General features: G+C 58.2%; 14 protein-coding genes. 10 read left to right on the top strand and 4 right to left on the bottom strand.

Features of this window, described 5'->3' with window-relative positions:
- Nucleotides 1–108: 108 nt before the first annotated feature.
- Nucleotides 109–1,224: an alanine racemase gene (locus SH661x_RS10375; RefSeq protein WP_437230650.1), complete on the bottom strand. Its 1,116-nt coding sequence runs from the start codon at nucleotides 1,222–1,224 to the stop codon at nucleotides 109–111.
- The gene (locus SH661x_RS10370) at nucleotides 1,221–2,048 is read right to left on the bottom strand and encodes an HpcH/HpaI aldolase family protein (protein WP_437230648.1); all 828 of its coding nucleotides are present in this window, start codon (nucleotides 2,046–2,048) and stop codon (nucleotides 1,221–1,223) included. The genes SH661x_RS10375 and SH661x_RS10370 overlap by 4 nt, the downstream gene beginning before the upstream one ends.
- Nucleotides 2,049–2,944: 896 nt before the next feature.
- Here SH661x_RS10370 and SH661x_RS10365 point away from each other — a divergent pair.
- From SH661x_RS10365 to SH661x_RS10355, 3 genes are all read left to right on the top strand, one after another.
- Nucleotides 2,945–3,361, top strand: a complete 417-nt coding sequence (locus SH661x_RS10365) for a hypothetical protein (RefSeq protein WP_437230646.1) — start codon at nucleotides 2,945–2,947, stop codon at nucleotides 3,359–3,361.
- A 177-nt stretch (nucleotides 3,362–3,538) separates the two neighbouring features.
- Complete coding sequence (locus SH661x_RS10360) at nucleotides 3,539–4,378, top strand: hypothetical protein (RefSeq protein WP_437230644.1); 840 nt, start codon at nucleotides 3,539–3,541, stop codon at nucleotides 4,376–4,378.
- A gap of 218 nt (nucleotides 4,379–4,596) precedes the next feature.
- Entirely contained in the window at nucleotides 4,597–9,990 is a 5,394-nt protein-coding gene (locus SH661x_RS10355) for a PVC-type heme-binding CxxCH protein (protein ID WP_437230642.1), read from the top strand.
- A gap of 51 nt (nucleotides 9,991–10,041) precedes the next feature.
- Here the strand turns inward: SH661x_RS10355 and SH661x_RS10350 are convergent, their stop codons facing one another.
- Nucleotides 10,042–11,082, bottom strand: coding sequence for a hypothetical protein (locus SH661x_RS10350; RefSeq protein ID WP_437230640.1), 1,041 nt, complete (start codon nucleotides 11,080–11,082; stop codon nucleotides 10,042–10,044).
- Nucleotides 11,083–11,892: 810 nt separating this feature from the next.
- On the opposite strand from SH661x_RS10350, the gene SH661x_RS10345 reads away from it, so the two are divergent.
- The 6 genes from SH661x_RS10345 (at nucleotide 11,893) to SH661x_RS10320 (ending at nucleotide 24,571) form a co-directional block, all read left to right on the top strand.
- Entirely contained in the window at nucleotides 11,893–13,089 is a 1,197-nt protein-coding gene (locus SH661x_RS10345) for a DUF3419 family protein (RefSeq protein ID WP_437230639.1), read from the top strand.
- A gap of 71 nt (nucleotides 13,090–13,160) precedes the next feature.
- Nucleotides 13,161–13,889 carry a class I SAM-dependent methyltransferase gene (locus SH661x_RS10340; RefSeq protein WP_437230637.1) on the top strand — a complete coding sequence of 243 codons (729 nt, stop codon included), beginning with the start codon at nucleotides 13,161–13,163 and terminating at the stop codon, nucleotides 13,887–13,889.
- Nucleotides 13,890–14,586: 697 nt separating this feature from the next.
- Entirely contained in the window at nucleotides 14,587–18,870 is a 4,284-nt protein-coding gene (locus SH661x_RS10335) for a PAS domain S-box protein (RefSeq protein ID WP_437230635.1), read from the top strand.
- Nucleotides 18,871–19,327: 457 nt separating this feature from the next.
- Nucleotides 19,328–22,123, top strand: a complete 2,796-nt coding sequence (locus SH661x_RS10330) for a DUF1549 domain-containing protein (RefSeq protein WP_437230633.1) — start codon at nucleotides 19,328–19,330, stop codon at nucleotides 22,121–22,123.
- A 72-nt stretch (nucleotides 22,124–22,195) separates the two neighbouring features.
- Complete coding sequence (locus SH661x_RS10325) at nucleotides 22,196–23,479, top strand: DUF1501 domain-containing protein (protein ID WP_437230631.1); 1,284 nt, start codon at nucleotides 22,196–22,198, stop codon at nucleotides 23,477–23,479.
- A gap of 69 nt (nucleotides 23,480–23,548) precedes the next feature.
- Nucleotides 23,549–24,571 carry a WD40 repeat domain-containing protein gene (locus tag SH661x_RS10320; RefSeq protein ID WP_437230629.1) on the top strand — a complete coding sequence of 341 codons (1,023 nt, stop codon included), beginning with the start codon at nucleotides 23,549–23,551 and terminating at the stop codon, nucleotides 24,569–24,571.
- A 75-nt stretch (nucleotides 24,572–24,646) separates the two neighbouring features.
- On the opposite strand, the gene SH661x_RS10315 is transcribed toward SH661x_RS10320, so the two are convergent.
- Nucleotides 24,647–25,630 (bottom strand): adenosine kinase, encoded by a 984-nt coding sequence (locus SH661x_RS10315; protein ID WP_437230627.1) that lies wholly within the window; start codon nucleotides 25,628–25,630, stop codon nucleotides 24,647–24,649.
- A 272-nt stretch (nucleotides 25,631–25,902) separates the two neighbouring features.
- On the opposite strand from SH661x_RS10315, the gene SH661x_RS10310 reads away from it, so the two are divergent.
- Nucleotides 25,903–26,769 carry an alpha/beta hydrolase gene (locus SH661x_RS10310; protein ID WP_437230625.1) on the top strand — a complete coding sequence of 289 codons (867 nt, stop codon included), beginning with the start codon at nucleotides 25,903–25,905 and terminating at the stop codon, nucleotides 26,767–26,769.
- Nucleotides 26,770–26,817 lie beyond the last annotated feature (48 nt).

The raw sequence follows: 26,817 nt of genomic DNA, 5'->3' as shown, positions 1-26,817 counted from the left end.
AGTCTATTAGAGCGGTTTTGCAAATAATCTATTATGTTCCGTAGGCGATAATACGGACTTCATGCGGTGAAAATCCTGAATCGCCTGCACATGATAGATCAAACTGGTCTAGGAGAGCCGTCCCCGGGAATCGATCTGCAATGGTTCGAGGTTTTGATTTTCCAGCTGCAACCACGCCTGATCCTGCAGATTGACGCAGGGGCAGATGTGATTGGGGATCACCGTGACACGTTCCCCCACGCGAGGCGATCGGGAGGAACCGGACAGGTCGAGTTCCCCATGCTCTTCGCTCAGCCGAGCGAGTTTCGCATCCGGGTATTCCAGGACCAGACCGTGTCCGGAATCAGGAAACTTCACGTTCCGGTCACTGGTGAATGTTTTGGTTCCGCCGTCGAGAATCGCTTTCCCCGGCACCGTCGTGCTGACCACCGTACAGATGATCGCGGCAGCAAGGTCGTCGGCACCGCAGAAGCCGGCCCGCATGGTATTCATATCATTATAGAGATAGGTTCCCGGACGCAGTTCGGTTTGACTGGGGATCAGATGAGACTGATACAGCGCCGGAGTGGATCCCCCTGAGACAATCTCGACCGGCAGGCCAGCGGCTTTTAAAACTCGAATGTTCTCAGACAGAATCGCTTCGACAGCTGCCAGTTCTTCATTCTGCTCGGAAGCTGCCGACCAGATGTGACCGGGATAAAAGAACAGGCCATCGAGCCTCAGGGACGGCTGCCATTGCATGACCCGCTGGGCGAGCGTCAATGCCGCCTGAGGAGATTGAACGCCCGTGCGATGAAAGCCCGCATCGACATCAATGAGGATGCCAATGGTGGTCCCGCGCGAACGTGCGGCTTCCCCGAGCGAATTAATCCCCTCTTCCGAGTCGATTGCGACTCGCACCGTCACTTTTTCCGCCAGCTGGGCGATGCGACTGGTGCGAGCCCGGTCGATGGCCGGGTAGGCGATCAGCAGATCGGAACAGTCGTCCGCGAGCACTTCAGCTTCGCCAACCTTTGCAGCCGTCAATCCGTACGCCCCGTCTGCCAGCTGCAGCCGAGCCATGTCGCGCGACTTGTGAGTCTTCGTATGGGGACGCACATTGAACCGGTGCGATTGAGCATACTCGCGCAGCCGACGGGAGTTCTTCTTTGCAACCCCCAGATCAATGACCAGTGCCGGCGTCGACTCGACCGATTCGCGTGCCGGCAGAAACGTCGAGGTCATGCTTTCTCCAGATAGCTGCCGCCGCCGATCGGGGAATTCGCGATACGCATTCCCAGGATTTCCGCAGCATTCTTCCTGAGCGCGTCGAATCCCTGATGAAGATAGACGATATCACACCCGTGAAACACCAGCCGGGCTCCCATTTCAATGTACGCCTGAGCTTGAGCGAGCGTACCGCAGGTCGCTGCCCAGTTTTTGCCCGCTTTCTTGGCGGAGACGGAAACCCTTTCGATGGCATCCCGAATGGAGGAGTCGCCAAACTGTCCGGGAATTCCGGTCAACACCGAGAAGTCGGCCGGACCGAGCATCACCATGTCGATTCCGGGGACTGCCAGGATCTCGTCAATCTGGTTCAGAGATTGCGGATCTTCGATCTGGATAATGATGAATGTGTTCTGGTTGGCATGCTGAAGATAGTCGGCCATCGGAGTGAGCAGGTAGGGAACGTCCGGGCCGCTTCCGTCGAACCCCCGCTGTCCCAGCGGTGCGAACTTCGCCCAGCGAACGACTTCCGCAGCTTCCTTCGCTGATTCGCAGCGAGGGTACATGATCCCCGACGCGCCCGCTTCCAGCAGGCGGCTCATCCGCATGAACTCCCCTTTGCCCGGCCGGGCAATGACGTCGCAGTTTCCGACTCTGGCTGCCCGAATGAGATTCGCAGCGGAATCGACCGAATGGGCGTGATGCTCCAGATCGAGCCAGATGGCGGCGAACCCCATCAGGCTGACCATTTCGAAGATCGCTGGGTCGGTCCCATGGACGACGACAGACAGGGTCGGAAGACCCTGCTTCAGATTCGCGAGGACACGACTGCACCGGACCATGACTGCCCCAATCTCTACCAGCTGAAACCCGCGTCCAGGTGACGCGACCCATGAAAGCCTTTGACGAAAACACAAAAAAGGTTCGTACCTAACGATACCTGTCTCGTGCACCATCGTCAATTCCCTTCCCGGAACAGTTTCTGGGCGACCGCGACCGCGGTTGCCTGCTCGATTGACCACCCAGATTGACCACCCAGATCGACCACCCAGACTGGCATCACCCAGCCACTGAAATCCTCACGACCGCCACAGCCGGCAGTGTCTCGCTGTTCAGAAAATTCAACACAATGGTTACCACCCTGTTGATCGATTGAATCAGCAAAACCGACATAACCCGCACAACAAGAACATCATCTAAAGCGCATGAAGCACGTATCCCCTTCACAAGTCACATGTTGCAGCAAAGATCCGGTTATTCTGATTTCAGCGATTAATTCAGTGGCACGGGTCGTGCAAATTGTTTCAATCACAACAAACACAACGATTCAGTCAACATTGACGCCTGTAACGGCCTTCAAACTATAAAGTTCGGGATGCGACGAAGTTCGCTGCGAGGCACCAGGAACCGCTCCTGTGGAGCAGTTCCGCCTCGGCAAACTTCACTCCTGCTTGCTGATCCCAAGCGATGTCGCTGTTCCGTATTCCCTGTGATGGGGGAATGGGCCGACCGACCGGATGCGCAACACCGGTCGGTCGGACCCTTCTTTTGAATTCACCAGAAAAGCAGCCGGACTCATCGCGCAGTCGAGCCGGGTGTGGTGTTCCAGGAGACGGCATTTTGACCGCAGCCGCTCTCCTGCTGGGTGGTTGCTACCGGCCCCTCACGTCTCAGAGGTGCCTGTTGTCGACGACCATGACGCCGCGGTCAGACCAACACATCACAAGGAAAACATGCCATGAGTCTCACATTCAACGCGTTCATCCACGATGAATCCGGGTTCATCGTCTCCGCCGAACTTGTCCTGATCGCCACCGTGCTGGTCCTGGGCATGCTGGTCGGAATGAGTCAGGTTCAGAATGCCGTCGTCTCCGAAATGAACGACGTCGCCCATGCCATCGGGACTGCCAATCAGTCTTACTACTACACCGGATTCCACGCACGAAAATGGTTCGGCTGGACCAAGTCCCGCACCTTCGGCTCTGCCTTCTATGACCTGGCCGATGCCTGTGACTGGGCTGGCTGCAACATCTCCTGCGACGGCGCTTATGCCGAAGGGGGCTATTGCGGTGGTGGATCCTGCGGTTACAGCGGATGTGGCTATAGCAGCTGTGGAGCTGGGGTCTGCTCCGGCGGCGCCCTGTGTGCCCCATAACCCGCAGTTCGACAATCTGAAAATTCGAAATCCGGCCAGCACGATGCTGAGCCGGTTTTTTTCGATTGGTACCGTTCCTTGCGATACACCTCAATTCGGACCCGCCTCAAAAAAACCTTGTCGCATCTGGCGGATTCTGACATAGTTCGCCCGCCCGAGACTCAGGGAAGACGAACCGTGGCAGCTGATCGTGAATGGACTCCGACACTGATTTTGATCGCACTCGCGGGCGGTCTGGTCGGTGCATTGCTTCAGCTCGGCTTTGAAACCAGCGGCCCCCAGGCGGGACTGGCCGCAGCAGCGGCACTGGCGGTCCTGGCCTGTCATCTCGCCTTCCGAAAACAGGGACTCAGCCGCACTCTCTGGAGCGCTTTCCCTGGTATGCTCGCAGTCGCCTGGCTGGTGGCGTCATCATCGTCTTCCGGTCCGCTCGGACTGGGAAGCGCTTTCTGCTGGGCGATTCTCGTCTGCGGAGCAACATTAGGACTGGCAGCAGTCCTGCCGCAGCCTGCAGCTTCTCCACAGACTTCCTTGAAGCTTGTGACGCCTCAGGACAGCAGTCCCTCCGTCCCGGAAGAGATCTTGCAGATTGCCGTGCCGGTCCCAGAATGCCTTCCGTTTCCGCTGCAGGAATTCGTCGACGACGAATTCGAAGAGGGTGAAGAGCTCGAATCCGAGTTTGAGTCGGAGACGCTGAACGATCGGACGGTGCAACACTGGTCGCGGGTCCACAGCCCGGAGGAAGATCGCCTTGAGGGAACCTTGCTGGTGGAAGTTCCCGCCGGTCAGAAGCAGGCATACGCACACGTCCCCTTCGTCCCGTTCTTTCGCACTCTGCCCACAGGATATTGCGAATGTGAGAGCGAAGGGGATGAAGAAATCGAAGCTGTTCTGGATTCGATCCACATGTATGGCGCGAGGGTGATCCTCCGTCGTCGCGGCAATCTCTCCGAACCCGCAGCAGCTCAGGTGACGTTGATCGCCGTCTCACCACAGGCGAACCGGCGAGCGGCCTGAGACAGACGTTCTTCCGGTCCAGCTGCCTACGACTTGAGTTTTTTCACCGGAACTCTCTTTTTTGATTGCTCAAAACCTCAGCTTTCTGGTTGAGTGTGCGAAACGCATCAACGAAAATCTGTTCCCGGACATCAGCTTTTATGCCGTTGGTGAGGACTCGCTGAATCGAGTCTGCTGCAGGAGATGTCCCGCCCAGCACTGGCAAAAAAGGGAATCAGATGCACCGCACAGTTTGTTGTTGGCTGGCAGTCCTGGCCGTCTGCGGACTTCTTCCTGAGAGTCTGGTGTCAGCCTCTCCCGTCAATCAGCCGACCAACAGTCCCGGGCGATTGCCAAAGGATGAGGCCGGCCGCTCCCTGAACCTGAACTTCGAGACGGGCGACCTGCGGGACTGGACTGCAGAAGGTGAGGCGTGGAAAGGTCAGCCCGACAAAGGGGGGATCGATCCCAATCGACCGCTCGCTGCGAACAAGAAGAGCCTGCACACCGGGGATTACTGGATCGGCGGATATGAAGTGGTCGGCGACGGCCCGCAGGGAACATTGACTTCAGTCCCGTTCGTCGTCGACGCCCCCTGGTGCAGCTTTCTCGTGGGCGGGGGGAGTGGTCGTGGCACACGAACAGAGCTTGTCCTCGCTGATCAAGGCGAAGTGATCGCGACTGCGTTGGGATACGATGAAGAGGAGATGCACCCGGTTGTCGTGAACCTCGAAGCCCACAACGGCAAGAAAATCTTCATCCGTCTTGTGGATGAAGCTTCCGGCGGGTGGGGACATGTCAACTTCGACGACTTCCGCTTCTACGACGTAAAACCGGAGTTCAAAGAGTTACCGGTCCCGCTGGCCCGGGTTTTCGAGGCAGAGATCTATCCATATCACAATCTGTCGGGAACCGAAGCTGCGAAGGTGATGACGGTCCCACCCGGGTTCGAAGTGCAGTGTGCTGCACAGGAACCGGAGATCCGCCAGCCGATTGCCATGGCCATTGACGATCGTGGCCGAATCTGGGTGGCCGAAGCGTACGCCTACCCGGTACGGGCAGAGGAGGGGCAGGGGAAAGACCGCATCCTCATCTTCGAAGATACTGATTTGGACGGCACGCTCGACAAGCGGACGGTCTTCATCGAGGGTCTGAATCTGGTGAGCGGCCTGGAGATCGGGTTTGGTGGCGTCTATGTCGGAGCGGCGCCGTATCTGCTGTTCATCGAGGATCGCAATGGAAATGACATCCCGGATGACCTTGAAGCGGGAGCAAGCGCTCGCCCGGTGCCGACCAGTCTGCAATTCCCCAAGGATGTGCCGATGGGGGCTACCGTCTTGCTGGATGGCTGGGGCTGGGAAGACACGCATGAAACGCTAAATGCGTTCACCTGGGGGCCCGATGGATGGCTGTACGGCTGCCACGGCGTGTTCACGCATTCCAAGGTCGGCAAGCCCGGCGTTGCAGCGGATCAACGTATCGGATTGAACGCCGGGATCTGGCGGTATCATCCCGTGCGGCATGTGTTTGAAGTCTTCAGCGAAGGGACCAGCAACCCCTGGGGTGTCGACTTCAACCAATACGGGGACGCCTTCTGCACCGCGTGCGTGATCCCCCATCTCTACTACCTGATTCCCCATGGACGTTACCAACGGCAGGCGGGGAATCACTTCAATCCACATACCTACCGCGACATCCAGACCATTGCCCGGCATCTGCATTATGCCGGGAACCAGTGGAATCAGATGGACCGCACATCCTCCGACAGCCTTGGTGGAGGTCATGCCCACGCGGGTGCAATGATCTATCAGGGAGGGGCGTGGCCGGAAGAGTTTCACGGCAAAATCTTCATGCACAACATTCACGGGAATCGGGTCAACATCGACCAGTTGATCCCGGAAGGGTCCGGGTACGCTGGCGACCGTTATCCCGATTTCCTCCTGACCGGTGACAAATGGTCCCAGATGATCAACCTGCAATACGGTCCGGACGGTCAGGTCTGGATGATCGACTGGTACGATCAGGAACAGTGCCATCGTCGTGAAGTCGATGTCATTGATCGTGGAAACGGCCGGATCTACCGCGTTGCTTATCAAAACGCCAAACCAGTCTCCGTCGACCTTCAAAAGAAGACCGACACTCAACTCGTTCATCACGCACTGACCGACACCAACGAGTGGTACGCCCGCCATGCCCGCAGGATCCTTCAGGAACGGGTCGCCCGCAACCAGATCGACTGGGCGAGCGTCACCAGCGCGATCGAAAGCGCCCGTCCGAAATCTTCGGATACTGTCGGGGCGTTACGCAGGATCTGGCTCGAGAACAGTCTCGGCCTGTTTCAACTCGACAAGACTCCGGATTCCCAAGTCGCAGCCACACTCGCTCACCCGCAGGCTCATGTCCGCGCCTGGTCCGCCCGGCTCCTCGCTCAGAATGCACCTCATCAAAAATTTCCCCCCGCGATTCTGCAGCGATTCGTCAGAATGGCGACCGACGATCCTTCTCCGATCGTCCGTCTGGAACTGGCATCGATCTGTTGCGACCTGCCACTCGAGGATCGCTGGACACTGCTGGAGCGTCTGATCGCACATCGCGAAGATGCCAACGACCACAACATTCCTCTGATGCTGTGGTATGCAATGGAGCCACTGGCTGAGAGTTCTCCGCAGCGGGCTCTGGCTTTGGGGATGGGATCAGCGGATTCGATTCCCCTTTTAAGGGACCTGATGATCCAGCGTCTGGGAAGCGGCAAGCCGGAAGAGTCACTGAAGCTGCTGACGGCCGGGCTGGCGGCGGCACCGGATGATGAAAGCCGGCTGACGTTCCTGAAAGGGATGCGTGGCGCCCTGGCAGGAGTCCGCAATGTGACTCCTCCGGAAGAATGGGCCGAGGTCTATCAGGTCCTCACCTCCTCGGGCCCCAATTCCCGGAACTTCGATGTGTTCCTGTATGCACTGGGACTCGGCGCCCGTTTCGGAGATGAAAAAGCGGTCGATGTTCTGCAGAAGATCATCCTCGATGAAGCCGGTCCGCAGGTCGAACGTCGGGTCGCATTGGCGTTCCTGGTGGAAGATCGAAGCCCGCGACTCCCGGCAATCATTCCTCAATTGCTGAAAGGGACTTCTCTTCGCCCCGAAGCGATCAGAGCTGTCGCCGCGCAGGATCAACCGGAGCTGGCAGCTGCGATCATCAACACCTATAAATCCCTGAACGCTGTGGAACAGGCGGATGCAAGAAACACGCTCGCCAGCCGTCCCAGTTATGCTCTTCCGCTGCTGCAGGCGATCGACAGCAATCGCATTTCGAAATCGGACCTGTCGGCGGATGTGGTTCGTCAGCTTCGCAACCTGAACAACCCGGAGATCAATCCACTGCTGGAGAAGGTCTGGGGAGTGGTGCGTGACAGCAGCGAAGATGTCCAGTTTCAGCTGGCCTCGCTCACAGAGCTGATTGAAAACCAGAATCTGTCTGCCGGTGATCCCGAACTGGGACGAGCACTCTTCGCGAAGACCTGCCAGCAGTGCCATACGCTGTTCGGCACGGGGGCAAAGATTGGTCCGGACATCACCGGCTCCAACCGCGCGAACCTGAACTACCTGCTGTCAAACATCGTCGATCCCAGTGCGGTGATGGCCAAGGAATACCGCCCCACGGTCGTCGCCCTGGAGGACGGTCGCGTCATCACCGGAATCCTGAAGGAGGAGAACGACAACATCCTCGTCCTGCAGACGACCAATGAACTGATCACGATCCCGAAAGGTGAAATCGATGACCGCAAGGAAAGCGCGAAATCGATGATGCCGGATGGACTTCTGAAGAATCTCTCCTCCCATGAAATCCGCTCTCTCGTCTCGTATCTCTCCGGCCCCGCGCAAGTCCCGATGCGTGCGATCCCCGAGACGGTCTCGCGGTTCTTCAATGGCACTGACCTCACCGGCTGGAGACCGACCCGCGAAGACGACGCCTCCTTATGGAGCGTTGAAGGGGGAGAGCTGGTCGGCCGCTCGCCCGGCCTGAAGCACAATGCCTTTCTTCTCAGCGAACTCTGCCTCGACGATTTCCGGTTCAGCTGTGATGTGAAGCTCGTCGACAACGTCGGCAACAGCGGAATCCAATTCCGGAGCCAGCCGCTGGACGATGGAGAAGTCCGCGGTGACCAGGCGGATATCGGCCCCGGCTGGTGGGGGAAGATCTATGAAGAACGTGGCCGGGGTTTGCTCGTCGACAACAATGTGGAACACTTGGTGAAACCGGGCGACTGGAACAGCTATGAAATCGTGGCTGTCGGAGATCACGTCAGAACGTTCATCAACGGACAGCTCGCTGCGGAGCTGTCAGATCCACAAGGGGCACTGAAAGGCTTGATCGCGTTTCAACTTCATTCCGGCGATCCGATGGAAGTTCGTTTCCGCAATCTGAAAGTCGAGATCCTGAATCCCTTGCCGGATTACTCCCGTCAGGGTTCGCCTGCGGACAAGTGGCCTGTCTCCACGAGACAGCCGGGGGCCACTTCATTGAAATGGAAGAAGACAACTCTGGACCACGTTTTCCGCTCGGAAGGGTGCTGCGTCGCCGACTTTGATAACGACGGCGACCTCGATATCGCTGCCGGGTCGGCGTGGTATGAGCATCCCGATGTCGGCAGTGACGGCATCTGGAAACAACATTCCATTCTGGAGGCCCCTGCGGAATTCAATCCGAACGGCTACAGCGATTCGTTTATGAATTTCGCCGACGACCTGAATGGCGACGGGCGAATGGACCTGATCGTGGTCGGGTTCCCGGGGAAAGAAACTGTCTGGTATGCCAACCCGGGGAAAGCTTCGGGAACGCCATGGGAACGTCATGTCATCATCCCGGAAACGAATAATGAGAGTCCCACTTATCTCGACATTGATGCTGATGGAACACGCGAACTCCTTTCCGGCGTTCAGAACCGAATCATGGCCTTCTCAAGTCGGAACAGGTTCCCGCAGGCTGCTTGGAAGATTGGTTCGATCTCAGAGAGCGGCGCCCCCGGGACCGACAGGTTCTCGCACGGACTCGGAGTCGGCGACATCAATGGAGATGGCCGTGCGGACGTCATCACCACCGCAGGATGGTGGGAACAGCCTGCGGAACGAAAGGGGCAGATATGGAGCTTTCACCCGGCCCAGCTGGGTCAGCCCTGTTCCCAGATGTTGACCTATGACGTCGACGGCGATGGGGATGCCGACGTCATTACTGCGTCGGCTCATGCTGCGGGAATCTGGTGGCACGAACAGCAGTTGCCAGAGAATCAGGCACTGGAATCAAACTGGAAACAGCACCTGATCGATGAATCGCTGACACAGACTCATGCAGCGGTGCTGGCAGACCTGAATGCAGATGGCCTTCCGGACCTGGTGACGGGACGCCGCTACTGGGCTCATAACGGCAACGATCCCGGAGAAGACCAGCCCTCCATCATCGCGTGGTATGAATTTCAGAGAACTCCTGATGGTCCGAAATGGACGCGGCACATCGCGGACGAAGAGAGCGGTGTCGGAACCCAGTTTGAAGTCGCCGACATCAACGGTGATGGCCTGCTGGATATCGTCACCAGCAACAAAAAGGGAACGTTCCTGATGGAGCAGATTGATTCGGTTCCGTAGGCATCAGAAGCGCCAGACCAATCGGATGGCAGGTCTGCTGGCAGGGGAACGCTATCCAACATTCTCCCGGGGAGAGGACGTGGACTGACGTCGCCACCGGAACCATCCGGCGCTGGTGACCACCATCCCGAAGGTGCAGGGCCATTGCCACCAGGAGAAGGCACTGGCAGCCGTGTGGCGGGGGATCGATCGACTCGAAGTGAGTTCCACTGGGATCCCTTTGCAGGTCATGTCACGAACGAACGTCGACTTGCTGATCTCCGGCATCCGGAATGCCTCGGCGGCAATCGGCAGATTCATTTCCGCGGATTCCACATGGAATTTCGACAACTGTTGATCCACGAATCCGAACGATCCACTTTTCGGGAACCAGCGACCGGTCCTCATGAGAACGAACTCGTCGCACTTCCAGGTCCAGCGGGTGGCAGTGTTCACCGGTTCGATCAGCCGGGGGAGTCCATCATGTTCCAGGTCAAGCCACATCATCGGACGGGAATCCCCTTCCAGCAGCACGCCTGCGCATCGGCAGCCGTCAATCACTCTGGAGCCGGCATATTTGACTGGGAACTTTTCAAAGGCGCCTGAAAACCATCCGGAAGTCGCGAAGTAAATCGGGAAGAGCGGCATCTGTTCTGACATCTGCAGCGTCTTCTTCGACCCCAGATCCGCAGCGGTCAACAGATGCGGCGTATCGGACTGTGGGCTGAACTCAGCGAAGTACTGAACATTCAACGTTCTCCCGGTCACGATTCGGCGACCCAGCCTGCGTGGTTCCAGAACGGTCGTGGTGGCCTTCCAGCTCTGACAATCGGCTCCGATCCACCAGTCCTGCCAGTTCAAGACTGTCCGACGTTTCTCCGAACTGGAAGAACTCCGAAAACCTGTTCCCTGTCCGGCGGCCTGAGGATCATCCCATTCGTAAACCACGCTGAGACTGTCGAGGGAATCTCGCCAGTTGGCGATCTGCTCCATCGCCGTTGAGAATTCTTCGGGACAATGTTCGACAGAAAACTCATCCGCAGTGACGCTGGACACTGCTCCCAGCGGGAACAGCAGGAGGACGGCGAGAGTTGCCAGGTGGCGATTCAACATATGGCGTGACTCTGGATGGACACAAAAAGGCTGCGCCTGGGAAAAACCGCGAGGCGAGTGATCTTGGCGAGCAGAACGACGGAGCTGCGGTCATTCTGTCAGGTGTAGTGGGTGACTCCGGTGAGTCGTTCAGGGGTTCAGCTGCTCAAGGTGAGCTAAAGCTGATGGGAATCTTCACAGCTCTGTCGCATCAACGTTGACTGAACTGGAAATTCCACAGGTGTTTTGAGGAGTATGCAACTTCCCGGCCAAAATTGTTCGAGCACGTTCGAAAATTTCCGGTGAAGATCCCGTCTGCCAGAAATCCAGCAAAATGTGGGAATTTTTTTTGACACTTTTCAGCGACGAATGACGTCACTTCACAAGTGCCCATTTTCCGTAAAGAGAAACTCAAAAACCACTTACAATAAAATCAACACACCCGATGCCAGGTGCTATCAAATGAACACAACTGCATTCGTTAAAATCGAAACCTTTTCAGAACCCACGGACTGATCAAGTTTTGCGAGCCTGTCTCGCGCGCGTTTTCAGCTGAACATGCCCCTTCGAAAGGCAACGATGGCAGGGCTTCAGCGAAGCCACGCCAGGGCGATCAGCAAGGCAGAGACGGGGTCCGGAAAACTCCGCGCAGACGTTGCCATTCTTCTGGGGGCGACGCCAGTAACAGCCGGGGCGTCAGATCCGATCAGCAGTGGCTACCGGTTCCCTAAACGTTTGGATACGATCAATTCCTTTCAATTTTGAGACTCTTGCCCTGATCCATCTGCGAGGTCCTGAATGACTTCATCGGGATGGTCTGGAGAATGACGTATGCCGCTGGAGAGCATCAGCCGCGCCTGTTTCAAACTGATTCACGGGAAGAATCTCGTTTATAACCAGTGCTGGGAAGATCCCCGCCTGGATCGGGTCGCATTGGAATTGAGCCCTAAGGACGACGTGCTGGTGATCACGTCCGCCGGGTGTAACGCGCTCGATTACGCACTGGCAGGGGTGAACCACGTTTACGCGGTCGACATGAACTTCCGCCAGAACGCGTTGCTGGAACTCAAGAAGGCAGCCATTGCCAACCTCGATTACGACACGTTCTTCACGCTGTTCGGAAAAGGTCGGCTCGAAAACTGGGCGACTGTCTATCCCAGCAAATTGCGGCCGCACCTCTCCCCGGATGCCCAGCAGTTCTGGGACAAGAACGGAAAGTTCTTCAAGGGAGTCGGACGACGCAACAGCTTCTACTTCCGTGGCACTTCCGGGCTGTTTGCATGGATGGTGAACGGCTACATCAATCGCGTGGCCAAGATTCGCCACTCAATCAACGAGATCCTCAACGCGAAGTCCGTTGAAGAACAGCGGGAGATCTTCAAGAAGGCCCGGCTGCACGAATCACTCTTCCGCCCGATGGTGCAGTGGCTGCTCCGCCGTGACACTACCATGGCTCTGCTCGGGGTTCCCCGCAGCCAGCGACAGCAGCTGGATCGCGACTACCCGGGTGGGATCGCCCAGTTCATCGTCGACCGCATTGAAACCGTCTTCACCCGCCTCCCGCTGGCGGACAACTATTTCTGGCGCGTCTACCTGACCGGCGAATACACTGAGGAGTGTTGTCCGGAGTATCTCAAGCGGGAGAACTTCGACGCCCTCAGAAATGGTGTCGCCGACAAGGTGACCACACATACCAATTCCGCGCTGGGCTTCCTCGAAGAGCATCCCGGAAAGATTTCGCGGTTCGTGCTGCTGGATCACATGGACTGGCTCTACAGCAACTACCGGGACGTGCTGGCTGCGGAATGGCAGGGGATTGTCGACCGGGCGGCACCGGAGACCAAGATCATCTGGCGCAGTGCAGGACTCTCGGTCGACTTCGTGGATCCCATCGAAGTCTCGGTGAACGGTCAGACGAAAAAGATGAGTGAGCTGCTGCACTATAAGCCGGAGCTGGCTGCGGAACTGCATCCGATTGACCGGGTCAACACCTACGGCAGCTTCTACATCGCGGACCTGAAAGTGTGACCGCTTCTGGTCGGTGTACGCTTCGCTCTGCGTGACTCGCTTCCTGTTTCAAATCGGCATTGGATCTCAACGTGGCTGTCGTCAACGATCTGAAAACACTCTGGCATCTGGTGGCTCGGCGGGCGCGCGGGGCGACTCATCAGGAGCGACTCGAAAGCTTTTATTCCGGTCAGGCGAATGGCTACGATGATTTTCGCCGTCGCATGCTCCACAGCCGGCAGGAAATGATTCAGTCCATTCCCGTTCCCGAAGGGGGAGTGTGGGTCGACCTGGGTGCCGGGACCGGCGAAAACGCAGAGCATATCGGTCCGGCAATTTCCAAACTCTCCCGGATGTATCTGGTCGATCTGTCGACATCGTTGCTCAAACAGGCTCAGGCGCGTGTGGATGCCCGCGGCTGGAAGAATGTGACCCCCGTCTGTCACGACGCCACGACGTTTGTCCCGGAAGAGGGGGGGGCCGATGTGGTCACATTTTCCTATTCGCTCACGATGATCCCGGACTGGTTCCGCGCCATCGACCATGCGTACTCACTGCTCAAGCCGGGAGGAACGCTGGGGGTTGTCGACTTCTACGTCTCACGCAAGTATCCGCAGACCGAGCGGAAACAGCATGCGTGGTCGACGAGAACCTTCTGGCCAACCTGGTTTGGGACCGACAACGTCTTTTTAAGCCCCGATCACATCCCGTACCTGCAGAACAAATTCGAAGTCGTTCGACTCGAAGAGCGGACAGGCAAGATTCCGTATCTTCCTCTCATCCGGGCGCCCCATTACGTCTTCATCGGACGCAAACGCTGAAGGTCGGCAGGACTGGTTCAGTCTGAGTCCCGTCACGGATTCTCAGCTCCGCACGTGGCCCGACCACGCGGGTCACTCGATGATGCCATAAGAATTTCGGAACGATTCCGCAACGCTGGGATACGGATCTCTCGGCGTCAGTGAGCAGGACTGGGAGGTCGACCTGTCCGCTGAACTCAGGCGGGGGCGCGGGGGAAAAGCATCCGCCTGATACTGCAGGCCGCCTTCAAAGTTTCGCTTCCAGGTTGTTTGCGCCGCCGAACCGCTCTACACTTGATTTCTCGAAACGGTTGCTGCAGGAGTTGTTTGGGACGGAGCAGGAGAGACACATCGAGACCGGGTGGAGCATGGGCTGCCGAATCCTGACGACAATCTCTCAACGGCGTTCTCCCATTAGTTGCATTGGCCCCACACAACGCTGTGGATGGGCCGCGAGTCTGGTTCTATGGCTCCGGAGAGTGTCGGATCGCGGCGTTGAGAAGTCGAACGCTGAATGCGCGTCCGTCCTCTGCGGCAAGGCTCATCCGGGCCAAATACGGACACAGACGGAAAGAGATCCGGGAAAGCTTCTCAAAAGCCCGGAGGGAAGATCGGGTTTTCGTTGAAAAGCGGTTGATCAATGCTTCGATAGGGACAAGGGGAATTCAATACGGATGACCTCAGGAACAAAAACATCGAGTGACCGGGATTCGTCAGTTTGCGAACGCCAATGATTGTGTACGGATTGACGATTGCTGCCGTTTTGCTGGCAGGCTTATTACGTTGGCTGATCGATCCGATCCTGGGCGATCACATTCCCTATCCAACGTTCTTCGTCGCGGTGGCAGCAGCCGCCTGGCTGGGAGGCTTGCGCCCGGCCCTGCTGGCAACAGGCCTGGGCCTTATGATGGTGCTGGCGTTCTTCATGCCGTCGGGCACATTGTCACAAACCTCCGGCGGCCCGCATCTGGTGGGACTGGCCATGTATCTGGTCGTCTGTCTGTTTTTTGCGTTCTTCGGAGAGTCGGTGCGAAAGTCGCACGCCCGCCTCGCTGAACACGCCGAACGCCTGCGAACCACGCTGGCCAGCATTGGTGATGCGGTCATCATCACCGACGTTTCCGGACGAGTGACAAAACTCAACGCGGTGGCCGAAGCCCTGACCGGATGGAAGAACTCGGAAGCGACCGGAGAACCGCTGGAAGCGGTGTTTCATATCGTCAATGAAACCACCCGTAAACCGGTCGCAAACCCGGCTGTCCGAGTCCTTCGTGAGAACGTGACCGTCGGATTGGCCAATCACACGGTGCTGATCGCCAAAGACGGAACCGAGCACGCCATCGACGACAGCGCCGCCCCCATTCGCACCCGTGAGGGGGAGGTCATCGGCTGCATTCTCATCTTTCGGGATATTGGAGATCAGCGAAAGCTGCAGCGGCAGGCAGGAATGCTGGCATCCATCGTCCATTCTTCGGACGATGCGATTATCAGCAAGTCCCTGCAAGGGGTGATTCAAAGCTGGAACGCCTCGGCGGAAAGACTCTTTGGATACACCGCAGAAGAGGCGATCGGTCGTTCGATCCTGATGGTCATTCCCAAAGACCGGGTCCATGAAGAAGATCACATTCTCGGCCAGCTGAAGGCCGGAAAGCGGATCGAGCATTTCGACACCGTCCGCGTCAGAAAAGACGGCCAGTCGATTCACGTTTCCCTTTCGATTTCTCCGGTGCTGGACGACTCCGGTGAAATCATCGGCGCCGCCAAAATCGTCCGCGACATCACACAAAGGAAACGCGAGGAGCAGATTCAGGCCGAGCGTACCGAGCTGACCGCCCTGAGAGCGGACATCAGCATCACGCTCTCGCTTGCTCAGTCGGCTGCAAAAACCCTGCGGGATTGCTGTGAGACAATCGTCCAAAGGAGGCAAAACTGGTCAGCATGGGTCTGGACTCTGGAACAGGAGACCAGTGAGCTGGAACTGCAGGCCGCGCAGGGGAACGGGACCGAGGACGATGATGGAACGGCCTTCGCGCCTGTCCGGGATTCTCGACTTCAGAAGATCGCCCAGACCGGCAAGCCGTACCTCACAACAGATCTCAGCCAACCTGAGGACTTCGATCAGGCATGGGTCGAAAAGGAGGGGATCAAGTTCTTCGCCGGGTATCCGCTCATCGTGGAGAACCGTGTGCGGGGGGTGATGGCGGTGTTCGCCCGGACCCCGATGACAGAGATGGAACTGGCAGAACTCTCTGGATTGATTGACAGTATCGCCCAGTTCGTCGACCGCAGATATGCCGAGGAAGCTTTCCGGCGTCAGGCGGAACTTCATCGTGTCACCTTGATCAGCATTGGCGATGCGGTCATCACCACCGATGTCGAAGGTCGCGTGACGCAGCTGAATACCGTCGCGGAAGTCCTGACCGGCTGGAGTCATCAGGAGGCGCGCGGGGCTCCCTTGGAGAGTGTCTTCAAGATCATCAATGAATCGACCAGAGCGCCGGTCCAGAATCCTGCAGCGAAAGCACTGCGGGAAGGGGTGATTGTCGGGCTCGCGAACCATACCCTGCTCATCGCCAGAGACGGAACCGAACGGCCGATCGACGACAGTGCCGCCCCGATTCACAACAGCACGGGAGAGATCGTCGGCTGTGTGCTGGTCTTCCGGGACATTACCGAACGCAAACAGGCGGAAGAGAAGATTCAGGAGGCCCGCTCTCGACTGGAGTCGACTCTCGTGGCAGGGGAGATTGGCACCTGGGATTTCGATGTCGTCAGGAATGCTGTTCGAGCCGACCAGAATCTCGCCCGCATGTTCGGCGTCACCCCGGAAGAAGCCAACGGCGGGGCGATTGAAGTTTTCCAGAGAGCAATTCATCCCAGCGACCGGGACCGAGTCCTCTGTGCGATTGAGCGTGCGCTCGAACACGACAACCAGCTGGAATCGGAATACCGCGTGATCGGGGCGGATGGCCAGATTCGCTGGGTCGTCGCCCGCGGCCGTGTGGAACGGGACTCGAGTGGAAATGCGATTCGTCTGCCGGGAGTCGTGGTCGACATCACCCGTCAGCGGTTGGTGGAAGCCGAGCTGCGGGCCAGCGAAGAGCGGCGACGCATTGCCCTCGATTCCGCGGAACTCGGCGCCTGGAACATCGATCCCGCCACGAACTCGATGATCTCCGATGCACGTTTTCAGACGATCATCGCCGGTGCACCCCGTCCCCTCAGCTTTGAAGAGGTGTTCGAGTTCATTCACCCGGAAGACCGGCCACGCATCCGTGAAGCCGTCGACGCTGCCACCAGACCCGGAAATCCTGTTCCGTACTCGCAGGAATATCGCGTCGTCCACCCCGATGGATCGGTGCACTGGGTCTTCGCCAAAGGCCGCACGAACTTCGAAGGGGATCGCCCAACCAGCTTCGACGGCACTGTCGCCGACATCACGGAGCGGAAGCGATCTGAAGACCTCATCCGCGAAAGCGAACATCGCCTCCGCTTCATCCTCGACTCCATGCCGCAGAAGGTCTTGACCGCCACACCCGAGGGGGTGGTTGATTACTTCAATCCGGTGTGGATGCAGTACACCGGACTCTCGTACGAAGAAATCAAAGAGCGCGGGTGGGACGCCGTGATTCATCCCGACGATCTCGCGGAGAGCCTCGAGGCCTGGAACAGTGCCATTGCCACCGGCGAACCGTTTCAGGTCGAGCACCGGTTCCGACGAACCGACGGCGAGGACCGCTGGCACGTCAGCCGAGCAACTGCACTCAAGGACGAACACCAGCAGGTGGTCATGTGGGTGGGGGCCAGCACGGACATCCACGAACAGCGACAGACCGCTGACGAACTGCGTGACCTGGCCGCGCGACTCTCTGAAGTCGACCATCGCAAGGACGAATTCCTGGCCACGCTCGCCCATGAGTTACGAAACCCGCTGGCCCCGTTGCGAAACGGGCTGGAGGTGATGAAGCTAGCCGAGGGCGACCTTGAGATGATCAACGAATGTCGCGGCATGATGGAGCGACAGCTCGAGCAGATGGTCCGCCTCGTCGATGACCTCATGGATGTCAGCCGGATCAGCCGAGGAAAACTCGAACTCAAGCTGCAGCAAGTCGAACTCGCCACGGTCATTCAAAGTGCCATTGAGACCAGTCGCCCGATTATCGAACAGATGGGGCACGAGCTGACAGTCACGCTCCCGGATCATCCGGTGTTCATCGATGCCGACCTGACCCGTCTGGCTCAGGTGTTCCTCAACCTGCTGAACAACGCCGCCAAATACAGCAACCCACGCGGACACATTCATCTGACTGCCGTGCAGGAGGACCGGGAAGTTGTCGTCTCGGTGAAAGACACCGGAATCGGAATCGCCCCGGATCAGCTGCATCGCATTTTTGAAATGTTCTCGCAGATCGACCACTCGCTGGAAAAGGCACAAGGGGGCCTGGGGATCGGACTGACGCTGGTGCGCAGGCTGGTCGAACTGCATCACGGCAGTGTCGTGGCCCGCAGCGAAGGGATCGGCCGTGGAAGTGAATTCATCGTGCGTCTGCCGCTGATGCAGGAGTCGTCAGGGACATCGTCATCAGCACACGGAGTGTCACAGGAGAACGCCAGCCGTTCACTTCGCGTTCTCGTCGTCGACGACAACCGTGACAGCGCCAAGACGCTGTCCATCATGTTCAACATCATGGGGCACGAGACCCGCAGTGCGCATGATGGTGAAGAAGCGATCAGGACGGCGCAGAGTTTTCGTCCTCAGGTGATCCTGCTGGATATCGGCCTTCCGAAACTCAACGGACACGAAGTGTGCCGCCGCATCCGTCAATACCCCTGGGGAAAAGAGATCATCATCATCGCTCAGACCGGCTGGGGGCAGGAGGAAGACCGCGAGCGAACGCGTCAGGCCGGGTTCGACCACCACATGGTCAAACCGGTCGACGTGAAGGAACTGCAGGCGATTCTGGCACGGCTGCAGGCCGACCGACTCAGGGAGTCGACGTGAGTCGCACAGCAGGCGGATGTCCGGATCAGCTTCAAGACTAACCGTCACAACAGCTGTCTTCGGAATAACCGGGCGAATACTCCAGATTGATTTTTTCAGAGCACGCCGCGCAAGCAAGTGCATTGAGTCGCATCATTTCAAGAATGCGCTCACTCACGCTTCGTGCCCGGACAGATCATTCATTGAGCTTTGCAAGCAGTCGAACTGGAGGAAGAAAGCGAATCTCGCGAAAGTTGGACGTCCCGGACTCTCCCGCAGATGACCGTCTGCCCCGCTTCCGAGTCGGGTCCCGCAGGCCCCTGAGCTTGCCAACCCTGTTTCCGCGGGGGTATGATTGGAGGGCCTCCTAACCCACCTGTAAAGCCTGCCTTTCCTCCCCGCCGAGAATCCAGAAACCAAGGAGTTGGTTTTGATTCGAGCCTGCCTCATATTTTCCGTGATCTGGATGTGGCATTCCGTGGCCCTAGCCCAGGACCCGGCTTTACATGATCAGATCGACGCGATCCTCGGGGAAGATGCGAGCTCGATCTGCTCTGATGCAGAATTCCTCCGACGCTCTTCGATCGACCTGACGGGTCTTCCCCCCAGTGTTGAAGCCGCCCGCGAATTTCTGGCGGATTCCTCCGAGAACAAACGTGAGCGCTGGATTGACCAGCTGCTCGCATCTCCTCAGTACGTGCGGCACCTGGCCACGTTCCTGGATGTCACGCTGATGGAGCGCCGCGGTCACAAGCACGTCAGTCAGGATGAATGGATGGCCTGGCTGTACCAGTCCGTCCGTGAAAACAAACCCTGGAACGTTCTGGCCAAAGAGATCCTGACCGCCGACGGGGATCAACCGGAATTGCGGGCTGCCGTTCGCTTCTCGCTGGACCGTGATGCGGACCCCAATCTCCTGACCCGCGACATCAGCCGCATCTTCTTTGGACGCGACATCCAGTGTGCTCAGTGTCACAATCACCCACTGGTCAGTGATTTTCTGCAATCGGATTATCACGGACTCTCCGCCCTGATCGCGCCAGGTTATGCGGTTGAGGTTCAGAAAGGGGACAAGAAGGTCACCGTCTACGGAGAACGGATGGGCAAAGATGTCCAGTTCGAATCCGTATTCATCAAAGGGGTCCCGCACCGATCCGCTCCCCGCGTGCCGGGCGAACCCGCACTGGACGAACCGTTTTTCCTCCCCGGCGAAGAGTACGTCGTCGCCGTTGCAGAAGGTGTCAAGGCGGTGCCGAAGTTCAGCCGCCGGGCCTATCTGGCGGAGCAGGCCACCAGCGGCCGGAACCGGCTCTTTAATGAAAACATCGTGAACCGGCTGTGGGCGATGATGTTCGGGGAAGGGATGTTTCACCCGGTCGACATGAACCAGCCGGACAATCCGCCTCTTCATCCCGAATTGCTGGCGCTGCTCTCCGACCGGTTTGTCGCCATGCAGTTCGATATGCGTTCGCTCCTGCGAGAGATCGCACTCACGCAGGCTTATCAGCGTCCTTACGACCCTCCTGCGGACTTCACCTCGGAGATCACAACGGCTCGGGCCGTGCTCGAACAGCTGCAGTCACAGAAAGAGACACTCGAACAGGCCCTCGCGACGGCGGAAGAGGCGTTTGCACAGACGGACAGTCTCTGGCACGAATCCGAGAAGCAGATGCTCCCGGCCATCACCGCGCTGGATGCGGCCTACACCGGCTGTGCGGATGCCCACAAGCAGATGAAGGAAGTGGAGACCGTCATCTCCAACGCCACGACACAACTCTCCTCCAAGCAGACGATCCAGCCGGCCATGAAAGCCGCCATGGAGGCTGCCACACAGGCGGTCGCGCTAACCCCCGAAGATCAGGAACTGGCAGCCGCTGCGAAGAAATTCCTCGAGCGGAACGAACAGCTTACTACTGAAATTGGAAACCTCCTGAAAGTCGTCGAGGAGAACAGCACCAAGTTCTCTACGCTTCAGGAGACGTTCGAAACATCAAAGAAAAACCTCGAGACTTCAAAGAGTGGGGCCGAGGAACTGCGTCTGGCCTGGATGGAGAAAGAGCGTCAGGTGCTCGCTGCCCGCACTCAGATGATCACCGAAGCGACCAAACTCGGATCGGTCTCCCGGCAACTGGCGTCGGCGAAGAAACTGCTCGAACTCGACTCGGAAGCTGCGAGCGCAGCAGCGGCCCGGCAAACTGTCTCGGAAAAGTCGGTCGCACTGGCAACTTCTCAGCAACGGATGACGGACTACTCCACGCAGATGGGAACGATGGCCCTGGAAGTGGAAGCAGTCGCCGCCAGACAGAAGACCGCAGCCGATGAGATGAACGCGGCCAATGAATCACTGACCAAGGCTCGCGAGCAGATCGACGCGGTGAAACTCGCACTTCAGGACGCCGAGAACGCCAAAGCAAACTCGCCCGAGGATCCAGCCCTGGTCGATGCGGCGAACCAACTGAAAGAGAAACTGAGGGTGCTCGAGGCAGGACTCGCAGAGCCTGTGAAAGCGGTCGAAGCTGCCACCCTGAAGTTGAATCAGGCACAGATGCAGCTGGCCGCCGCTGAAAAGAATTTAAAGGACCGGCAGGCAGAACTGGGGCGTCTCGAAGCCGAAGTCGCTGCCATCCGGGGGGAACTGGAAAAGGTTCAGTTGCAGATCGCGAATTCCGAAAAGGCACTCGAAACGAAAACAGAGGCGGTCACAGAACGTCTGTGCAAAGCCCGTCGCCTCGCTCCGCTGAAGCCACTGACTCCCGAGCAGATGTGCTGGTCCATCTTCCAGGCGACCGGGATCTATCAGCAGTACTGGTTAATGGAGTCGAACGCCCTCGACGCCGAGTCCCCGCTCACGGAGGAACAAAAGCAGGATCCCGTTCAGGTCCGGAACCGTCAGTTTCAAATTGAGCAGCGGACGTACGACAGACTCAAGGGGCACCTTTCTTCGTACAACGCCTACTTTGGTGCGGCCGCCGGTCAACCTCAGGGAGACTTCTTTGCCACCGTCGACCAGGCGCTGTTTGTGAGCAATCAAGTCGACCTGAACAACTGGGTGGGTCCTCGGGAAGGGAATGCAGCGAACCGCGCCCTGGCCAATGCGGAATCACCGCTGGCTGCGGAAGAGATCTATCTCGCCACACTCAGTCGCATGCCGACTCCAGAAGAATCCGAACTTGTCGTTTCCCACCTGTCGTCCCGGTCAGCGGACAGAGCGGTTGCGGTGAAGGAGATGATCTGGAGTCTGCTGACATCGCCGGAATTTCGATTCAACCATTGACGAGCATAGCACTCGAATTCTTGAAGTGAGACTGCAGCAGCATCCCCGCTGCACATTGAAAAGGAAAACATCATGTTCGCGAACTATGCCTGCCGCTCTCCCGAGCATGGAATCAGTCGTCGACGGTTCCTGGGGACCATGGCCGCCGGTGCGATCACAGGGGGACTTGGTGTCGTCTCACGCCCCTCGCTGGCGAGACAGCTCCAACAGGACCAAAAGCGGGTCGTCATTTTCAATATGCTGGGCGGATTGAGCCAGTTCGAGAGCTGGGATCCGAAACCGGGAGCGAACACCGGGGGCCCATTCCTTTCGATTCCCACCAGTGTCCCGGGAGTCCATGTGAGCGAATTGCTCCCGTTAACCGCGAAGCAGATGCATCATCTCTGCATTGTGCGCGGGATGTCGACGGCTGAAGACGAACACTCCCTGGCCATGTACTACATGATGACGGGACGCCGTCAGGAGCCTGCTGCCACCTACCCCTACATGGGAGCCGTGACAGCCAGAATGCTTTCAGGCGAAGACGCAAGCGTCCCCGGGAATATCACCATCGTCGGCGGAGATGGGGGTTCGCGCGGAAACGATTCCGCGTACCTGGGACCGGCCTATTCCAGCTTGCATCTGGGCGACGGGAAACCGCCCCAGTACATCTCGCTCCCGGACAACGTTACCACGGATTCCGATCAGACACGCCAGCAGCTTCGGGAGGATTTCAGTCAGAAGTTTTTAAGCCGCCGCCGAAGCGCCATGACTCAGGCCTATACCTATTCCTACGAACGCGCCCAGCGTCTGATGTCTCAGAAGGATATGTTTGACGTGACCAAGGAATCGGCAGCCGATCGGGAGCGATACGGCAAGCACGACCTGGGACGGCACGCGCTGCTGGCTCGCCGACTGCTGGAAAACGGCGTGACCTTCGTTCAGGTCCACCACTCCAACTACGATACGCACAACGACAACTTCAATTTCCACCTGGAGCAGATGGCCGAGTTTGATCGTGCGTTTGCCTGCTTCGTCGAAGACATCGCTCAGCGTGGCATGCTGGACAGCACTCTCATCGCTGTGGTCTCGGAATTCGGACGAACGCCCGGCATCAATCATATGGTCGGGAGAGATCATTTCTCCAACGCGTGGTCGACAGTGCTCGGGGGCGCGCGAATTCCCCGGGGGGTCGCCTACGGCAAGACGAATGCAGAAGGCTCGGAAGTCGTCGAAGGGAAGGTGGACGCTCCCAACTTCTTCCACACATGCCTGCAAGCAGTCGGCATCGACTCGAGTGGTTCGCTGGAGATTGACGGCCGCGATGTTCCGCTGGCCGATCCCGCAGGCCACCCCATCCGCGAGTTGTTGACATAAATCCATGGGGCTCTGCGGCACTGCCTTTATTCCAGTAAGGCATGCGTACTCGTAAAAACTGAGCGAATCATGACTCTTCCCGAAGGCTTCGATTTCAGACAGGCGAGCGTCATTTCCGCCTGGGAGTATGATCGTCCCCTGATCGCCTGTCGCATTGACCCGACCGGCAGATACGTGGTGACCGGGTCCGAGGACGCGGTGGCCGAACGTTTTCTACTCGCCGGCGGGACCCGGACACTGATGACGGGAGGACATCAGACCTGGATCATGGCGGTCACGTTCACAAAGGACGGGGTCTACACCATCACGGGTGGATGCGAAGGAAAGCTGACATGGTGGGAAACCGCAGCCGAAGCGCCGACGCCGATCCGGTCCATCAGCGCGCATCAGGGCTGGATCCGATGCCTCGCGACCAGCCCGGACGGCAACACCATCGTGAGCGGCGGGAACGACGGCTTCCTCCGCTTCTGGAATCCCGTTGACGGGACACTCATCCGCGAGGTCAACGCCCATCCCGATCACATTTACAGCGTCACCTTTCATCCTGTCGAGAATCTTCTTCTCAGCGGTGACCTGAAAGGAGTGATCAAGCAATGGGATGTCGCGACCGGAAACGAAATCAGAACATTCGACGGCAGTGAACTCTCCTCATACAACGCAGGGCAGGGAATCTTCTACGGAGGGATTCGGGCTCTCGCTGTCAGTCCGGATGGAAAATGGCTGGCTGCAGGAGGGCTGTTCAAGGCCACGAACCCCTTAGCGGGGGTGAATGAGCCACTCGTGCTGCTCTTTGACTGGGCAACTCAGAAGATCGAGCGGAAGCACGTCGCTGAGAATCTTGCCCAGGGCGCGATCGAACGGCTTGTCTGGCTTGCCGACGGGACGCTGATGGGGGTGAGTGGAGGAGCCACCGGCGGCTTCCTGGTGTTCTGGAATCCCAATGAAGAAAAGGACATCCACAAAATCAAACTGCCCCATACGGCGCGTGATATGGATCTCGCTCCTGATGGGCTCCGGGTGGCGACCGCTCATTACGATCGACACCTGCGAATCACCCGGCTGGCAGCACCACCCCCCGAGCCCTCGACATAATTTCCGCGTCACGATGACACCTGGCCTGACGCCTCGCGATGTCTCATCCCAAGGCGTCAGGCAGTTCGCTTCGCATCAGCCGATGATCTTTTTGATCTCTTCGGCGGTGAACGGATTCTGCAATCGTGCTCCCAGCTGCCCGACGATGCGTGAGGCTGCGTGAGACGCCAGTCGACCCGACTGCTCCCAGGTCAGGCCGTTGGTGATCCCGTACAGGATCCCCGCTGCGTACATGTCCCCCGCGCCGGTGGTATCAACCGCCTTGACCGGAACCCCGGGAACGAAGATCGCTTCATTCTTGTGCATCAACAGCGATCCCTCGGCTCCCAGCGTCAGTGCCACGTTCTCGGCATGACGATGAATCTCCCGGGCACATTCCACAGCGTCATGCTGACCGGTCAATGCACGGGCTTCATCCAGATTGCAGAAGAGCAGATCGACCGGCCCTTCAATCAGCTTCCAGAATTCGTCCTTGTGATATTGAATCAGGAACGGGTCAGAGACCGTAAAGGCAACCTTCACGTTGTTCTTCTTGGCCAGTTCAATCGCCCGCAGAGCGGAGGAATGATTCGGCTCGCCGGTGAAGAGATACCCTTCGACGTAAACATACTTCGACTGGCGGATCAGTTCTTCGTTGATGTCTTCGGGCTGCAGCGTCGAGGAGACCGCGAGGTTCGTCAGCATGGTCCGCTGGGCGTCATCGGTGATGAGGATCACGCAGCTTCCGGACTGCCCCTCTCCGGGAGCGATTTCGATTCGCACTCCGCGGTTCCGCATGTCGGAGAGGAAGAATTCGCCGATCGGGTCCTGCGCCACTTTCCCTGCATAAGCCACTTTGCCGCCGAATTCCGCAATCCCCATGATCGTATTGGCAGCCGAACCTCCGGCACAGCGGGTGACCTGATGTCCGTGCAGATGTGAGAGCACCTGCTGCTGCGCGCCGTCCTCGACCAGCGTCATGATCCCTTTGGCGAAATGGAGCGCCTCCAGCGTTTCATCCGAGACGTGCGCCTGAATATCGACCAGCGCGTTTCCAATTCCGTAGACATCGTACTGCATGAAAGATTTCCGGATCTCAAAGTCCAATTGCGAAAATGTGATGCGGACCAGTGTATCGAATCAGCACGGGAGCGGAACCGAGAGCAGCGTTCGTCGTCCCAGGGAATCCCTTGAACGTTGATGCGGATTCCGCACCCGGAGGGTGCGGGGGACTGTACCTCGCACTCTCCGAGTGCGAGAATCCGGGGCCATTGCTCTTCAGAAATTTCGCCGACATAATCCGGTCGGATCAATGTCGATGAATCGAACCTGCAGAAAAGGGGAATTTGAAAATGCGAAAAGACCTTATCGTGGTCGGAGCATTGTTATGGATTTCCCTTCTCGCACAGGCGGCTCGTGCTGAAGGGCCCGTCATCACGCCCGATGTCGTCTACGGTCATAAAGCAGGGATGGCGCTCACCTATGATGTCATCCGTCCGGAAAAGCCGAACGGGGCGGGAATTCTCTTCATGGTCAGCGGAGGCTGGGTTTCCACCTGGTTTCCGCCGGAGCATCTTGTCGGCAACGCCGGCCAGAATCCCAGTCCATTCAATTTGCTGGTCGACCGCGGGTACACCGTGTTCGTGGTCCGGCACGGAAGCAGCCCCTATTTCAAGGTCCCTGACGCAGTGGCAGACGTCCGTCGGGCCGTCCGTTTTATCCGGATGCACGCGGCCGATTACGGGATTGACCCGAATCGACTTGGCGTCTTCGGAGCCAGCGCCGGCGGTCACCTTTCCCTGATGCTCGGCACCGCAGCGGACGATGGCTTGCCCGAGTCGAATGACCCGGTCGAACACGCGAGCGATCGCGTTCAGGCGGTCGTGGCGATTTTTCCCCCCACGAAAATCGACGAGTTCTTCAAACTGAAAGATCAATTCCCCGCACTCGCTTTCCCCGAGCACCAGGCGGCAGAAGTCTCTCCGCTATTGCACGTCAGCCGCGATGACGCCCCGACGTTGCTGGTCCACGGAGACAAGGACGATCTCGTTCCGCTCAGCAACAGCGAGCGGATTGCAGCGGAATTTCACAAAGCCGAAGTTCCGACAGAATTGATCGTCATTCCCGGGGCGGCTCACGGTTTTCAGGGTCAGGATCAGATCCGTTGTCAGAACGCCATGCTGGACTGGTTCGACAAATATCTGAAGAAGGCCGAATAAATCTCCTGGCCTTCTGGCTGGCCTGAAAAACGCTCCAGGTGGCTTCCC

Source organism: Planctomicrobium stercoris (assembly GCF_051465655.1).
Classification (GTDB): domain Bacteria; phylum Planctomycetota; class Planctomycetia; order Planctomycetales; family Planctomycetaceae; genus Planctomicrobium.
Note: the sequence above shows the minus strand (reverse complement) of the source record. Positions and strands in the feature narration are given on the sequence as shown.

What these genes read in the sequence shown, in the direction of transcription:
- SH661x_RS10375 (WP_437230650.1), bottom strand. Translation starts at nt 1,224, where the DNA reads ATGACCTCGACGTTTCTGCCGGCACGCGAATCGGTCGAGTCGACGCCG.
- SH661x_RS10370 (WP_437230648.1), bottom strand. Translation starts at nt 2,048, where the DNA reads ATGGTCCGGTGCAGTCGTGTCCTCGCGAATCTGAAGCAGGGTCTTCCG.
- SH661x_RS10365 (WP_437230646.1), top strand. Translation starts at nt 2,945, where the DNA reads ATGAGTCTCACATTCAACGCGTTCATCCACGATGAATCCGGGTTCATC.
- SH661x_RS10355 (WP_437230642.1), top strand. Translation starts at nt 4,597, where the DNA reads ATGCACCGCACAGTTTGTTGTTGGCTGGCAGTCCTGGCCGTCTGCGGA.
- SH661x_RS10350 (WP_437230640.1), bottom strand. Translation starts at nt 11,082, where the DNA reads ATGTTGAATCGCCACCTGGCAACTCTCGCCGTCCTCCTGCTGTTCCCG.
- SH661x_RS10345 (WP_437230639.1), top strand. Translation starts at nt 11,893, where the DNA reads ATGCCGCTGGAGAGCATCAGCCGCGCCTGTTTCAAACTGATTCACGGG.
- SH661x_RS10325 (WP_437230631.1), top strand. Translation starts at nt 22,196, where the DNA reads ATGTTCGCGAACTATGCCTGCCGCTCTCCCGAGCATGGAATCAGTCGT.
- SH661x_RS10320 (WP_437230629.1), top strand. Translation starts at nt 23,549, where the DNA reads ATGACTCTTCCCGAAGGCTTCGATTTCAGACAGGCGAGCGTCATTTCC.
- SH661x_RS10315 (WP_437230627.1), bottom strand. Translation starts at nt 25,630, where the DNA reads ATGCAGTACGATGTCTACGGAATTGGAAACGCGCTGGTCGATATTCAG.
- SH661x_RS10310 (WP_437230625.1), top strand. Translation starts at nt 25,903, where the DNA reads ATGCGAAAAGACCTTATCGTGGTCGGAGCATTGTTATGGATTTCCCTT.